This window comes from Nonomuraea sp. NPDC001684 (genome assembly GCF_053596515.1).
The window spans coordinates 1-13,668 of sequence record NZ_JBSFGJ010000261.1; the positions used below are offsets into that span (position 1 = coordinate 1).

Consider the following 13,668-nt stretch of genomic DNA (forward strand, 5'->3'; position numbering starts at 1 on the left):
CCGTACTCTCCCTGGACTACGAACCCTGCATCGGCATCCACCTCCCAGAACCCCGCCCAGGCCGCACAGCCATCCGCTGGTATCCCACCCGCTCCCCCTACGAACGCGTACGGGTCCGGGCATACACCTGCCACTGCGAGCCCATGATCTACGAGCTCTGCCAGATCGGAGGGCAGCGCTTCATCCGCCGAGCCCGCAAGAATGGCAGCATCCCGATCCTGGAGGAGACCTCCCGAGGCTCCGCCCTCAGAACCCAGCTGCTCTGGGACTGCCTGCTGGCCGGCAACGCCCGATAGCCCGGGCACCCGCCAGACCAGCACTCACCTTCGGCTCATCCTCTAGGCGTAGAGAAGCCCCCGCCCCTGAGTCGCTACCTGCAGCAGCACGAACCCCGCGTTGGTCGCCCACCTGAGGCAACCTATCGGGAGAGCCTGACAAAACCAGCCCTCCCGCTCGAACGCACTCCCAAAGCTGCCTGTGCCACTCAAGCGCAGCTCTGCGGCCCTGCGTAGGCCCCCGCGGACCTATTCGTCTCGCGACACGAACACTGTCTACTTACGTGCGGTCGTCTGAGTGGCCGGCAGCGCCGGCCAACGACGATGGCGGCACCTCTACAAGCTCGCAGTTGCACACCAGGACTTGCCGAGACCCTTTGCCTCCTGAAGATATTCATGCGCCATCCTGGGCAACGTTCAACGGTCAAGTCGCTGTACTGCAATTCGCCAAGAAGCTGTCACTCAAGCCCGATTTTCCTGACTAAGAGGGACGCGTTGGCATTCCGTCCGAAGCCGGCCCGAGAAGAGAGAAGTAGGAGCCACAGTTTCGAAACGGCTTTGCATGCCATCTCGAAGACGGCACACTGTTCCTCGCGGCCATCACGTTGGCTCCTTCGTTCTCGGACAAGGCCCTAGAAGGAGTACGGGATGGCCGTCACCATTTCCCGACGCCTCTCCTGGCCGATCCGGTCCAAACGAGCTCTGAAGATGACCTCCAGCATCATCGCCACCAAATGTTGGAGCAGCCGATAGACCTCAACAAAGAGCCCCCGGATCAGACCGGGGGCTCAAGGCCGCTCAAGCATCATCTTTCGCCAACAGACGATCCAGTCTGAGCCCGAGATCATCGAGCTGGAACCGTAGCCCCTCAAGCATCGTCAACGTCTCCGCCAGGCTGGCCTTGCAGCTCTCGTCGAACCGTTCGCGAAGGCGCGCGATCTCGAAGTTGAGGATCTCAAAGTCCCGACCGACCCCTGAGCGAACCTCGACGATCTCCGCCCTCGCCGTAGCCAGCCCTGCCAACACCGCATCACGCTCACCCGTGCACGAGCGAGCCTCCAGCGCCTGCAGACGGAGTTGTAGATCGAGGATCTCCACCTCAACGTTCACGTACCCCTACCCCCTACACCAGCGGATGACAAGGGAGCCCACCCACAGCGGCCGGCCCCCACTTGCTGCGAGCACATATTGGCAAGACGTCCCTGCCTGAAGCGATCCCCGACAAGCGCCCCGGAGTGGTTTTCTTCCTCCGCCCACCGACGCTTTTCCAGTGAACATCCCCATCCATCCGCCTTGTCGGGGGAAATAAGACCACCTAGATGAGGTGGATCAATCTGCCGCCGCCCGCGGCAAAGGGCCGCAGTCGGGCCGGAACGCTCAAATGAGCAGCCAGATCGAAGGTACGCCATCGTTCAGCCTCGCTCGCCCGCCTGTAGAAGCACGCAGAAGTGCGGACGTAGCACCGTCATGTCCTGCTATTACCTGGCATATGGTCGGATATGGGATGGCAGCCTCCCGAAACAGGGACCGCAGAATTGGCTAAATGCGTGGGCATCACACCCTGCTGACTGGCCCACCTCCCGACGTACAGGCGAGCCGTTGGTAACAAGCGGCGAGCCGGCGACCGCAGCAAGCGGAAGCTGGGTCTCGCCCGAACTACTACACACAACATTCGTGACCACTGTTTCGCACACAAAGTGGCCGTCGACCAGGACGTCACGAGACCTTCGTCGCCTCGTCGAGTGCGGCCCCCGTGCCGCTCGGCGCCCAAAGCCACGACCGAGGCGCCCAGGCCGCCACCGCACTCGCCCCTTGTCCGCATTGGCGCAACCTGTCAGCAACTGAACAAGCTCGCTCACCCCCACCAGTGACCCTCCGAGCGGAGGCAGGCGATGATCAGCCGGACGCTTGATGCTTGCGCGTGGGCCGGATAGATCCCATAGGCGAAGCACCACACCGATTCACCCGCCGCCCCTTGATCACACAGCCGATCAAGTCGGGACGGCAGGCACCCTCCCCAGACAGCCAACAGGCGCCTGCCGGCACCAGCGCCCTCACATCAACCCTTACGTTTCCCCATCTTGATCACCTCGGTCAGCCGGAGTTCCAAGCTCGCCAACACTGGATCTCTCTGCTGTACCGATCCGGACCCCGTCTCGCGAGCAGCCCCAGCCGACGGCCCGATGTCGTAAGTCACGACAGCGCCAGGATGCACCACAACATCGCCGTTCACGTGCCTGCCGAAGCCTTGCGCGGCCTGCACTTCCCTGAGCAGACGCCCCCAGGTCCCGTCCGCCGCCCAGCGGCGCTGCCGTTTGTAGACTGTGATCCAGCATCCGAACCGATCCGGGAGGCTGCGCCAAGGCGACCCGGTTCGCGCCTGGTACAGCACCCCGTTGATCAGCGTTCGCTGGTCTCCGTGCCGCCGGCGTCCAACGTCGCCGTCAGGCAGCAACGGCACCAGCCGTTCCCACTCCGCATTCGTCAGGTCCGTATGGCGCATTGATCCCTATCCTCGGCTGCTTTCTTCTCTCATCCTCGTCACCAGGAAAATAAGGACGGCCATCGCAAGCTCCTTCGAATAGCAACGATTCAAGGGGTGAAGGAGGCTTGCAATGGCCGCAGGAACCAGTGTGCCTTCTCCGTCATGGCCAGCGCAGCAGATCGGCAAGGATTGGCCAAAATTCTCGAGCACCTGTGACGAGGACACAGGCCATCAACGACTTTTCCTCATGACTACCGTCTTGCGCTCAACAGTAACCTGTAACCCGAACAGTCACCATTTTAGAGATGATGGACAATCCGGCCATGTCCTTTGAGTGGTCAAGCGAGCCTCGGACATGCGATCTGTCCCGGCGCCACCCGTCAGGCTTCCTTGGCGGACGGACGGACGGGTGCAGGTGCAGGCTTCCGTGTGCTGCCAGCCATCGAGCAGATTCAGGGGCCGCGGTCCCTTCTTGCCGCCGACCTCTAGCCCCACGAAATCTTTCGCAAGAAAGGAGAACGTGGTCCCGTGCTCTCTCGGATGTGCGGGACCACGCCTGGATGGGTGTGTTGGCCGGCCGACGTCCATTACGGCCGCAACTCGTGCCATTAGGCTCTCATGGCCGCCTCATGTGTTTCTCCTGTTCGACGCTGCCGGAGGAAGAGGTCTTTGGGCGCCCCGCGGTTAATACGTCCGCCGAGGTCCTGGATGAAATGATTCACATGGAGATCCGCCTCCAAGCCGCATCCGTGATGATGAGATGGTCGAGGAGACGCAGCCCCACTGTCCGGGCGGCCTCGGCGAGGCGGGCGGTGACTTCCAGATCGGCCTCGCTGGGATCGAGAGAGCCTCCAGGGTGATTATGGGCGACGCCGAACATGGCGCCACCGGTGGTGAGCACAAGGGAGATCGTCTCCCGCACGGGCACCGTCGTGTGATCGGCGCCGCCCTCTGTCAGCACCGAACGTTTCAGCACACCACCGCGCGTATCGCACACCACCACGACGAAGCGTTCATGCCCGAGGCCACGCAGTAAGGGGGCGCAGACCTTCGCCAGGTCGGATGTGCTGGCGATGCGCATCCGCGCAGGTTCCGACGCCGCACGCCGTACGAGATGAAAGGCCGCCGCCACGCGCGCGGCTTTGGCCGGCCCTATGCCTCGCAGTCTGAGCAGCCGGTGCGGATCAGCGCGCCCGAGCGCATCGAGATCGCCGCAGTGTTCGATGACTTGACTGGCCAGTTCCAGCGCGCTCGCCCCGCGGAAGCCGGAGCCGAGCAGAACGGCCAGCAACTCCCGGTCGGCAAGCGCCGCCGCGCCGCTCGACATGAGCCTTTCTCGCGGCCGATCGCGCTCGCACAGATCTTTGACTCGCATTCGCAACCTCCGCACCCGTTCTATCAACGAGGACCGACAATCTCAGGCTCTGATATTCAGGCCGATAAGGACGGAGTGGGCGGGTATATCGCGCTTGAGCTACGTTGATGGCAACCGCTATCCATGAATGCGAAGAATGACCGTCTTCGCAATGCCGTGACGCGCATCAAACCGCAAGCGAGTGATCTTGCGTGGCATGATGAGAGGGCTGTTCTCCAGCCACCGCATGGTCGCCAGCTGGAACACGTGACTGGCCGGCGTCGATGTTGGGACCGTTGACGCTGGTGGGTGCTCTAGGCGCTCGCCCCGGGGCGCCCGGCAGCGCTACTTACGATCTACCGCTTGCTCTCGACCGCTCTTGTTCGCCCGAAAAAGTGACAGAATGCTCGGACATCAGATTCTATGCAGAAGAAATCGATCCGGTATCCGGATTTCTGTCATCCAAGCCCATGGTTCCAGGGGCTGTATTGATGGCTTCGTTGGAGGCTCGCTCGCCGAAGTGGTGATTATCGCGCTGATTCCGATACAGGGCAGTGAGCCTCATTAGCGTCGATTCGGAGATCCCGCCGAGCACGAGCTATACCAACCGTCCCGAGGCTTCATCGCGGGCATGTTCGTGACCCACGCCTTCGGCAGTCGAGGCGTATCGTCGCCTCGAGTCGTGCTTCGGCAGCCCGATGTCGTTGACCGCCTTCCAGCGGTTATCGAGGCCATCACATCGTCGGCCAGGAAGACGACGCACTTGCGGATACGCCTCACTCGACCCGGCGGAGCAGCGCTCCTGGCCGTCAGCTCGTCCAGCTCACATCCGGGCTTTCAGCACGTCGACCTCGCAGCCTGGCGCAAACGGGTCGAAGCCGTGCTCGATCAGCCATCTGATCGCCAGCAAGCTTCGCGAAGACCACCACCCGCGGATCACGTCGAGGTCGACATCGGCCCCGTAGCCGGCGATCAGATCGCCCAGGCGGTCCTCATGTCCGAGCGTCAAGATGGCGAGGTCGAACAGCGCATCGCCCTGGCCAGCCTCGGACCAGTCGATCACGCCGGTGACCTCGTCGCCGTCGACGAACACGTGCGCGATCTGCAGATCGCCGTGCGTGAACACCGGTTTCCATGGCCGGAGCGCAGTCGCGGCAACCTCGCGATTGCGCGTGACCAGATCGGTCGAAAGGACGCCATTCGTGACGAGCCACTCGCATTCGGCGTCGAGACGCGAGGTGACCGCGTCCAAGCTCTGACCAGGCCATGGTGGCAGGGGCGCGTCGTGCAGCATCCGCACGGCGGCACCCACCGCGGCCCATGCCGCCGGCGACGCGACAGACGGCTCGCCCAGGCGACCGAGTGCCGTCCCTGGAACAGTGGCGAGCGCGAGCACGGGCGGTTTGCGCCACAGAACCTCCGGCGTCGGGATCGGCGCCATGGCCATGGCTTTGACCTCGACGTCAGTGCGCGTCTGGTCGGCGTCGATCTTCAGAAACACGTCCCCGGCACGCAGGGTCGCGCGCTCGTTATGCGCGACGACGACCTCGATCTGCTCCACGTCGGCCATTATCGCGAGGATGACCACCGACGTCGCCAGGTTATTCGCGTGCGGCTGCGCGGCTTATCGCGTCCCACCGCCCGGGGCCGTGCAGGACGCCGACCACTGACGGGGCAAGCAGTGAGGCGTTCCTCGCCCGCAGGCGCAAGCCGCCATCTACGACGGATGGCCGGACTTGATCTACGAACAGTGAGCCTGTGCAGTGGCGCGGAGGCCCGTCACCAATGCTGATCACAAGCGGGCGAGACTCATGATCCGCGGCTCAGGTTGCGGCCGCTCTTGACGTGGTCTGATGCGATCCTCCCGCCAGAGCCGGAGGTGATTCGCGGCCGGAAGAGGATTCGTTGTGAGGCGACCGAGTACCAGAACATCGGAGCCTCATGGCGCGTAGTCCCCATGTGGGGCTCCACGAGGGGAATGGGGCAGGGTGAGTCTTACCGCGCCCTGCGGCCGATTAATCGGCGGATGGCGATCCGGCCTGCGGTCCTTCGGTTCCTTGAGGTGTCGCTTCCCAGGGGGCCTTTGTGTGGGTACGTGAGGCTCCAGGCGGCGAGGTGCGGCGCCACCCGGAGCCCTGAACCGGTCAGACTGGCATGCTGTACATCACTCTGAAGCGATCGCCCGGGATGACGATGTCGCTCGTTTCGACAGGACGTTCGCCGGCCCAGTGCGTACGTTCGACATGCAGAACGTGAACCCCTGCTGCCAGATCGAGCGCATCGCTCTCGGCCGGTTGGGGCACCCGGGTGTGGATGCTCTCGACGACCTCGGTGATCTTTATGCCATGCGCGTACATTCTCGCGACCAAGCTACGGCGTTCCTCCTCAGTGTGGGCGACGAACGCCATCGGCTCGTAGGCGGTGACAAGTTGGATCGGCTTGCCGTCGCCGCGAAAGACGTAGTGCGTTCTGGTCAGCGTGGAATGTTCGTCGATGCGTAGACGTCTGGCGATGTCGGGGCTGGCGTCGGCCGGTTCGCTGTGCCAGTCCCACGTCACGCGCCTGCCTTGGGACTGCAGGTCGGATGCGAACGGCGCGGGGTGGTCCAGGAAGCGCCATCGATGCAAGGGGGTCAAATTTGGACGGTCCCTGACGTAATGGCCTGAACCAACACGGCCGATGATGAGACCCTCGCCCGCAAGGACGCGTAGAGCGTGGCGGGCAGCGGTCTCACCGACCTGATACTTACGGGTCAGTTGCGCCCGTGAGGGAATGGGCGCGCCTGGGGGGAGGGTGCCGTCGAGGATCTGCCGCCGGATGTCTTCGACGACACGCAGGTAGACCGGATCTGAGGTGGCCACTAGTCCATCCCTGGGGGTTCGTGTGAGGCGTTGCCCCATGTTGCCGTATTCGACAGGTAACCGACCGTCATCGATGACTGCTGGAGCCCCAACTTTGCGATGGCGCAAAATTATCGGAGAAACCCTGTAACGCTGATGTAAGGGACACCGATTCTCCGGTAGAGGTCGTCGATGTGTGTACCCCCGAGCACATATCGGCGGCCTCTTCCAATGCGCGCCCTCAGATGCAGCCGTCGAGGCGCGCTTGCGCAGCTCATTCAGTACGTCGAGCTCCGCTTCCTGTCTTTTCATGGCATGTCCCACCCAACTTGCCGGATGGACGGCTGGGCACGCGCAACAGCGGAGCGCTGCGAGAAGAACCTGTCGGATGGGAACGGAAACAGCACCCAGTTGCCCTGTCCCGGCCCGCGACCACGAGACGGCCGCAGCCGCGCGTGCCCGCAAACGCGGAGAGTGACGGGCTGAACGGGCGCACGTGATCGGCCCCGGCAGGAGTCCCAGCTGTGGTGCTCAGCGGCCGAGAGGGCAGCCGAGGACGGCGCTCACACCCGTAGGGTCATCGGTACCCGCACGGCCGTCAGCAGCGGCCGCCGGCACCCGAAAGGCCCCTGGCACCCCCAGGGCCACCAACGCCCCCAGGGCCACCAACGCCCGCAGGGCGACGAACGCCCGCAGGGCCACCAACGCCCAGAAGGTCATCAACACGCGCAAGGTCATCAGGAGCACTCCAGGGCCATCAGCACCTGTAGAGCCTTAGCGCCGGCAGGAGCCGTCAGTCGGCGGGATTTCCCGCAGCTCAGTGCTCTCGCCGAGGGGTTGTGCGGCGGTGCAGCGTCGGAGTGCCTCTCTAGATTGATGGCTGGTGAGAGCGGCGGGATTTTCGTGCCGCATACCCCTGGGCTGTGGTCGGCTCAGGAAGAGTGGTCTTCTGGTATCCCAAAGAAGTGGCCGTGTCGTAGAGAGCCACCTTCTCCCTAGGTTGTGAGCTCCGCCTTCGTCTTAGTTGTCGGCCCGGTCCATCCCCTGGGCTCGGCTGTCTGAGGCCGTGCCTGTAAGGAGACCACGTGATCAGCATTGGCAAGCTCATGCCGTCCGACCGGGATGCGTGGGAGAGCTTGTTCCGGGCGTACATCGACTTTTACCAGAGAGTCGAACCCGACGAGATGTATGGACGGGCCTGGCAGGAGTTCCAGGCAGACACTCGGATGCACGCCTTCGGCGCGAGACTGGACGGGCGGCTCGTCGGCATCACCCACTTCCTGGTCCATGCCAGCACCTCGGCCCCTGACGCCGACGTCTGCTACCTCCAGGATCTGTTCACCGCTCCCGATGTCCGAGGCAAGGGAGTGGGACGCAAACTGATCGAGGCTGTGGCGGACTGGGCTCGGGATGGCGGCTGCTCCCGTGTCTACTGGAACACCCACGAATCCAACAGCACCGCGCGCCGCCTCTATGACAAGGTGGCCGAGAACAGAGGTTTCATCAGGTACCAGATCGAACTGTCCCGGTAGGGGGCGCCGGGTGGTGGCTGATCTTCCCTCTTCGGCCCCGTCCAGGGAAAGGTGGACGTGGGCGGATATGATGGGGACTCGGCTGCTGGCGAGGTGATCGCGAGCGAAGTAGATCGGGTTACCCCATGCGGTCATCCCTGTCACCTTGCTCCTCCAAATGCCTGCGAATGAGGGCAAATGGCTCCGTCGGGCAGGCAAAGCGGGGTGGCGACGTCCAACGTTTTTCCGAATCCAGGTAGCGTTCGCACTATGGCATCGCCAACTGGAACCGCCGAAGCGCCCTTCGGTCGCATGCTGACCGCGATGGTCACGCCGTTCACCTCTGACGGCGACGTCGACTACGAAGGCGTACGACGCCTGGCCACCTACCTGGTGGACGAGCAGCGCAACGACGGCTTGATCGTCAATGGGACGACAGGCGAGTCGCCCACCACCTCGGACGATGAGAAGCGACGGATCGTCAGCGCCGTCCTGGAGGCCGTTGGCGACCGCGCCGCCGTAGTGGCGGGGGTGGGGACGAATGACACACGCCACACCGTCAAGCTCGCGAAGCAGGCGGCGGAGGTGGGCGCCCACGGGCTGCTGGTGGTGACTCCCTACTACAGCAAGCCCCCGCAGGAGGGGCTCTATCAGCACTTCACCCTCGTGGCCGACGCCACCGAGCTCCCGGTGATGCTCTATGACATTCCTGGGCGCAGCGGCGTGCCGATCAAGACCGAGACCTTGATCCGCCTGGCGCAGCACGACCGCATCGTGGCAGTGAAGGACGCAAAGGGCGACCTGTTTGCCGCGAGCCAGGTCATGACGGCGACCGATCTCGTCTTCTACTCCGGCGACGACCTGCTCAACCTCGCCTGGCTGTCCCTCGGCGCCGCAGGGTTCGTCAGCGTCGTCGGACATGTCGTGGGCTCCGAACTGGCTCGCATGATCGAGTTGCACAGGAGCGGTGACGTGAAGCAAGCGCTGGAGGTACACGGCCAGGTGGCCCCTGTAGTAGACGGGATCATGCTGAAGGCCGGTGGCGCGATCATGGCAAAGGCGGCGCTGAGCTTGGTGGGGGTGCCGGTGGGACCGGTACGTCTGCCGCTCGTGGCCGCGACAGAGAAGCAAATCGCCGAGCTGCGTGCTTGCCTGGTGGCCGGCGGGGTGAAGTTGACAGACGCATAGGAACGGGGAGGAACCGGGAGTTTTGAGAACACGATTTGACCATGGGGGCCGGGCATGAGCCATCCGCATCCTGAGCTTGGCCCCCCGCCGGAGCTGCCTTACGGTGGCCTGCGCATCGTCGCGCTCGGCGGGTTGGGGGAGATCGGCCGGAACATGGCCGTCTTCGAATACGACGGCCGGCTGCTGATCGTCGACTGCGGGGTGCTGTTCCCCGAGCCCGATCAGCCGGGCGTCGATCTGATCCTGCCCGACTTCGAATACATCAGGGACAGGCTCGACGACATCGAAGCCGTCGTGCTGACCCACGCCCACGAGGACCACATCGGGGCGGTGCCTTACCTTCTGCGCGAGCGGCGCAACATTCCGCTCATCGGATCCAGACTCACCTTGGCCCTGATCGAGGCCAAGCTGACGGAACACCGGATCCAGCCGACCAAGGTCGAGGTCGTCGAGGGCGAGCGGCACATCTTCGGGCCCTTCGACTGCGAGTTCCTCGCGGTGAACCACTCGATCCCCGACGCGCTGGCCGTGGCGATCAGGACGCCCGCCGGCATCGTCCTGCACACCGGCGACTTCCGTATGGACCAGTTGCCGAGCGACGGCCGGCTCACCGACCTCGGCGGCTTCGCCAGGCTCGGCACCGAGGGCGTCGACCTGCTGATGTCGGACTCCACCAACGCCGAGGTGCCGGGCTTCGTCACCAGCGAGCGGGAGATCGGGCCGGTCATCGACGAGGTGATCCGCACCTCCGAGCAGCGCGTGATCGTGGCGAGCTTCGCCTCGCACGTGCACCGCATCCAGCAGGTGATGGATGCCGCGGCCAGGCACGGCCGCAAGGTGGCCCTGGTGGGCCGGTCGATGGTCCGGAACATGGGGGTGGCTCGTGATCTGGGCTACCTCAAGGTGCCGCCGGAGTTGATCGTCGACTCGCGCGACATCGAGCAGTGGCCGCCGGAGGATGTGGTGCTCGTCTGCACCGGATCCCAGGGCGAGCCCATGGCGGCGCTGTCGCGGATGGCCAATCGCGATCATCCGATCCGCATCGCCGAGGGTGACACCGTGTTGCTGGCATCGTCGCTGGTGCCGGGGAACGAGACCGCGGTCAACAAGGTGATCAATGGGCTCACCAGGTGGGGCGCTCGTGTCGTGCACAAGGGCAACGCGAAGGTGCACGTCTCCGGCCACGCGGCCGCAGGCGAGCTGCTCTATGTCCTCAACCTGACTCGCCCCTCGAACTTCATGCCGGTTCACGGCGAATGGCGGCACCTGAGGGCGCACGCCAAGCTCGCCGCGCTCACCGGTGTTCCCGACGACCACATCGTGATCGCCGAGGACGGCGTCGTGGTGGACCTGGTCGACGGCAGAGCGAAGATCGTGGGAGCGGTTCACGCCGGGTACGTCTATGTCGACGGCACCTCGGTGGGCGAGATCACCGACACCTCGCTGAAGGACCGCAGGATTCTCGGCGACGAGGGGTTCATCTCGGTGGTCGTCGTGGTCGACTCCGCCACCGGCAAGCTCACCGCCGGCCCCGAGATCCACGCACGAGGCTCCGGCATTGATCCGGCGCAGTTCGAGGAGTTCATTCCGCAGATCGAAAGAGCTCTTCAGGACAAGGCCGCGGACGGCGTGGTCGACATGCAGGAGATCCGCCGGGTCGTGCGCCGCACGGTCGGCCGTTGGGTCAGCGACACTTACCGCCGCCGACCCATGATCATTCCCGTCGTGCTCGAAGTCTGAGCCACTGAGCGGTACGGCAGGCACCTGAGCCTGCCGTACCCGCAGTTGTGGAACGAGACGGCAGATGGTGCATCGCAACAAGGTCCATGGAGTGGGCATTTCAAGCGTCCCTCCTGCGTATGAGCCAGAGGGCGGCCGCCAGGGGAAGAACCGCGTACAACACCAGCACGGTGGCGGCCGCAGGCGGAGGCAGAAGTGACCCGTACACCGACGTGGTGATGATGTCGCCGGTGATCTCGCGGGGAAGTGCACCGATCATGATCGAGCCCAGCCGCTCACTCCAAGGCTCTGGGATGTTGCCCACGATCATCGGAAGGACGTAGACCAGACCCACCAACATGGCGATCGCACCGGTGGCGGAACGCAGAAGCGCGCCCAATCCCAAGCCGAGCAGCGCGAATACGACCACCGTGGAACTGGTGACGAGCAGGAACGGAAGCTTGTCCGCGAACGAGGTCAGATATGCGCCGGAGAATCGGTCGCCAAGCACCCAACGTGAGACGAAATACGTCCCGAACACCGCCATCGGGCCAATGACCAGGCTCAATACGCCGACCACGGCGGCCTTCGCAGCAAGAAGCGGCCATCTACGGGGGACGATCGTCAGACTCGTCCTGATCAAGCCGGTGGCGTATTCAGATGTGACGGCCAATGTGCCCAGGATGCCCATGCAAAGCTGCGGGACGATCACCAGAACCTCCTCCAGATCCGCTATCCGGGCAGTCGGACGCTGCTCCACGGGGGCGTCGTCGTACATGCCGGCTGCCATGGAGGCCAAGGCAAGGCCCAGAAGGATCGTGCCGAGACTGATGCCGACGATGAGATAGGAAGAGCGGACCGAACGGACCTTCAGCCACTCCGAGGCCAGAACGCTCATACGTCCCTCCGCTTGAGCGAGATGAAACCGGCAACGAGCGTGATTACCGGGTATGCCAGGAGGACCAACAGCGCGGCCCAAGGCGGAAGAAAGCCGTCTCCAAGTCGGGACGACAAGTGATCGCCGACGAGTTGGGGAGCCAGGTTCGGCAGCAGTAGTGATGCGGCACGCGTGTTCCACGGCGCAGGTAGGTAAACGACGACACCGGGCAGGACGAACAGCAAGGCCACGACCGAGATGAGCGCGCCAGCCGTCGACCGCGTGGCCATGCCCAGGCCGAGCCCCACCAGAGCCAGCGCGGTCACCGAGATCCCCGCAGCCAACAGCATCGGCACGTCGTCGGCCAGCGAAGTCTCGTTGAAGCCCAGCCGATGGTCGTGGGCGATCAGGCGGCTCGCCGAATAGGTGACCAGAAGGATGACGTGAGCCGCTGTCAACGTGGCCAGACCGACGACGACGGCCTTGGCCAGAAATAAGGTGCTGCGCCGCGGAACGACGGTAAGACTGGCGCGAATCATCCCTGTCGCATATTCGGATGTGACCGCCAGCACGCCGAGCACGGTGAGGCTCATCTGAAGAAGGGGCAGGAATCCTTGTTCCGGCGCGGCTGCCTGCAGCGTCCCTCGATCTTCGGCGAGGTCACTGACGTAGAGCGTCCAGACCACGCCGAGCACCGCCATGAGAGCCGCCGCGCCCATCGCGTGCCAGGTGGACGTCACTGACCGGAGCTTCAGCCATTCGGCCAGCATGGCCGCCCTCATCTCGCTGCTCCGAACTGGACGCTGCTCGCCGTCAGAGCCATGTAGGCGTCCTCCAGCGAGGGATAGCGTGCGGTCAGTTCGTTGAGCGTGGAGTGCGCGACCAACCGCCCGCGGCCCAGGATCACGATGCGTTCAGCGGTCAACGCCATCTCGCTCATCAGGTGACTGGAGAGCAGAACGGTCCTGCCCTCGGCAGCCAGTGACCGCATCAGGTCGCGGATCCAGCGCACCCCGTCGGGATCGAGGCCGTTGACGGGCTCGTCGAACAGCAGCACACCAGGATCGCCGAGCAGCGCAGCGGCAATGCCGAGTCGCTGCTTCATGCCGAGGGAGAAGCCGGCCACGCGCTTTCGTGCCACACTCGCCAATCCGACCAGCTCAAGCGCCTCGGCCACGCGTGTGGCGCCGATGCCGTTGGTGGCGGCCAGGCAGAGCAGATGGTTGTAGGCGCTGCGCCCGCCATGGACCGCACTCGCGTCGAGCAGCGCCCCCACCTCGAACATGGGCTTGCGCAAGGAGGCGTATCGTCGGCCGCCGATCAGCCGACATGCCGGAAAGAACAAGGCATCGAAGACAAACAGCTGGAAGGCCAGGCTCCCGGCCGCGCAAGAGGGCCAGCCGAGGGCCGGATCGCGAA

The 13,668-nt window shown here is 64.4% G+C and carries 12 protein-coding genes; 4 read left to right on the forward strand and 8 right to left on the reverse strand.

Annotated features, from left to right (window positions below; all coding sequences use genetic code 11):
- The coding region (locus tag ACWCSD_RS33845) for a hypothetical protein (RefSeq protein ID WP_449921019.1) at positions 1 to 296 on the forward strand (296 nt) is incomplete at its 5' end.
- 777 nt (positions 297 to 1,073) lie between these two features.
- Here the strand turns inward: ACWCSD_RS33845 and ACWCSD_RS33850 are convergent.
- The 5 genes from ACWCSD_RS33850 to ACWCSD_RS33870 all read right to left on the reverse strand — a co-directional run bounded on the left by ACWCSD_RS33850 (position 1,074) and on the right by ACWCSD_RS33870 (position 6,975).
- Positions 1,074 to 1,385, reverse strand: a complete 312-nt coding sequence (locus ACWCSD_RS33850; protein WP_364340243.1) for a hypothetical protein — start codon at positions 1,383 to 1,385, stop codon at positions 1,074 to 1,076.
- A gap of 949 nt (positions 1,386 to 2,334) precedes the next feature.
- Positions 2,335 to 2,778, reverse strand: coding sequence for a transposase (locus tag ACWCSD_RS33855; protein WP_449921022.1), 444 nt, complete (start codon positions 2,776 to 2,778; stop codon positions 2,335 to 2,337).
- Between the two features lie 700 nt (positions 2,779 to 3,478).
- Positions 3,479 to 4,135, reverse strand: a complete 657-nt coding sequence (gene radC, locus ACWCSD_RS33860; protein ID WP_358298369.1) for a RadC family protein — start codon at positions 4,133 to 4,135, stop codon at positions 3,479 to 3,481.
- Between the two features lie 802 nt (positions 4,136 to 4,937).
- The gene (locus ACWCSD_RS33865) at positions 4,938 to 5,684 is read right to left on the reverse strand and encodes a phosphotransferase family protein (RefSeq protein ID WP_397160835.1); all 747 of its coding nucleotides are present in this window, start codon (positions 5,682 to 5,684) and stop codon (positions 4,938 to 4,940) included.
- Positions 5,685 to 6,258: 574 nt separating this feature from the next.
- Positions 6,259 to 6,975, reverse strand: coding sequence for a GntR family transcriptional regulator (locus ACWCSD_RS33870; RefSeq protein ID WP_352320788.1), 717 nt, complete (start codon positions 6,973 to 6,975; stop codon positions 6,259 to 6,261).
- 1,064 nt (positions 6,976 to 8,039) lie between these two features.
- On the opposite strand from ACWCSD_RS33870, the gene ACWCSD_RS33875 reads away from it, so the two are divergent.
- The 3 genes from ACWCSD_RS33875 (at position 8,040) to ACWCSD_RS33885 (ending at position 11,393) form a co-directional block, all read left to right on the forward strand.
- Positions 8,040 to 8,486 (forward strand): GNAT family N-acetyltransferase, encoded by a 447-nt coding sequence (locus ACWCSD_RS33875; RefSeq protein ID WP_364344650.1) that lies wholly within the window; start codon positions 8,040 to 8,042, stop codon positions 8,484 to 8,486.
- A 249-nt stretch (positions 8,487 to 8,735) separates the two neighbouring features.
- A complete protein-coding gene (dapA, locus tag ACWCSD_RS33880) occupies positions 8,736 to 9,653 on the forward strand; it encodes a 4-hydroxy-tetrahydrodipicolinate synthase (RefSeq protein WP_387683417.1) in 918 nt (305 codons plus the stop codon).
- A 54-nt stretch (positions 9,654 to 9,707) separates the two neighbouring features.
- A complete protein-coding gene (locus ACWCSD_RS33885) occupies positions 9,708 to 11,393 on the forward strand; it encodes a ribonuclease J (protein WP_387683415.1) in 1,686 nt (561 codons plus the stop codon).
- A 100-nt stretch (positions 11,394 to 11,493) separates the two neighbouring features.
- Here the strand turns inward: ACWCSD_RS33885 and ACWCSD_RS33890 are convergent, their stop codons facing one another.
- The 3 genes from ACWCSD_RS33890 to ACWCSD_RS33900 all read right to left on the reverse strand — a co-directional run.
- Positions 11,494 to 12,270: an ABC transporter permease subunit gene (locus ACWCSD_RS33890; RefSeq protein WP_397160830.1), complete on the reverse strand. Its 777-nt coding sequence runs from the start codon at positions 12,268 to 12,270 to the stop codon at positions 11,494 to 11,496.
- The gene (locus tag ACWCSD_RS33895; RefSeq protein WP_397160828.1) at positions 12,267 to 13,019 is read right to left on the reverse strand and encodes an ABC transporter permease; all 753 of its coding nucleotides are present in this window, start codon (positions 13,017 to 13,019) and stop codon (positions 12,267 to 12,269) included. The genes ACWCSD_RS33890 and ACWCSD_RS33895 overlap by 4 nt, the downstream gene beginning before the upstream one ends.
- 8 nt (positions 13,020 to 13,027) lie before the next feature.
- Positions 13,028 to 13,668, reverse strand: a 641-nt coding sequence (locus ACWCSD_RS33900) for an ABC transporter ATP-binding protein (RefSeq protein WP_449921031.1), incomplete at its 5' end; no start/stop codon positions are given.

Coding starts and splice junctions, on each gene's coding strand:
- radC (WP_358298369.1), bottom strand. CDS start 4,135: ATGCGAGTCAAAGATCTGTGCGAGCGCGATCGGCCGCGAGAAAGGCTC.
- ACWCSD_RS33895 (WP_397160828.1), bottom strand. CDS start 13,019: ATGCTGGCCGAATGGCTGAAGCTCCGGTCAGTGACGTCCACCTGGCAC.
- ACWCSD_RS33855 (WP_449921022.1), bottom strand. CDS start 2,778: ATGCGCCATACGGACCTGACGAATGCGGAGTGGGAACGGCTGGTGCCG.
- ACWCSD_RS33885 (WP_387683415.1), top strand. CDS start 9,708: ATGAGCCATCCGCATCCTGAGCTTGGCCCCCCGCCGGAGCTGCCTTAC.
- dapA (WP_387683417.1), top strand. CDS start 8,736: ATGGCATCGCCAACTGGAACCGCCGAAGCGCCCTTCGGTCGCATGCTG.
- ACWCSD_RS33890 (WP_397160830.1), bottom strand. CDS start 12,270: ATGAGCGTTCTGGCCTCGGAGTGGCTGAAGGTCCGTTCGGTCCGCTCT.
- ACWCSD_RS33865 (WP_397160835.1), bottom strand. CDS start 5,684: ATGGCCGACGTGGAGCAGATCGAGGTCGTCGTCGCGCATAACGAGCGC.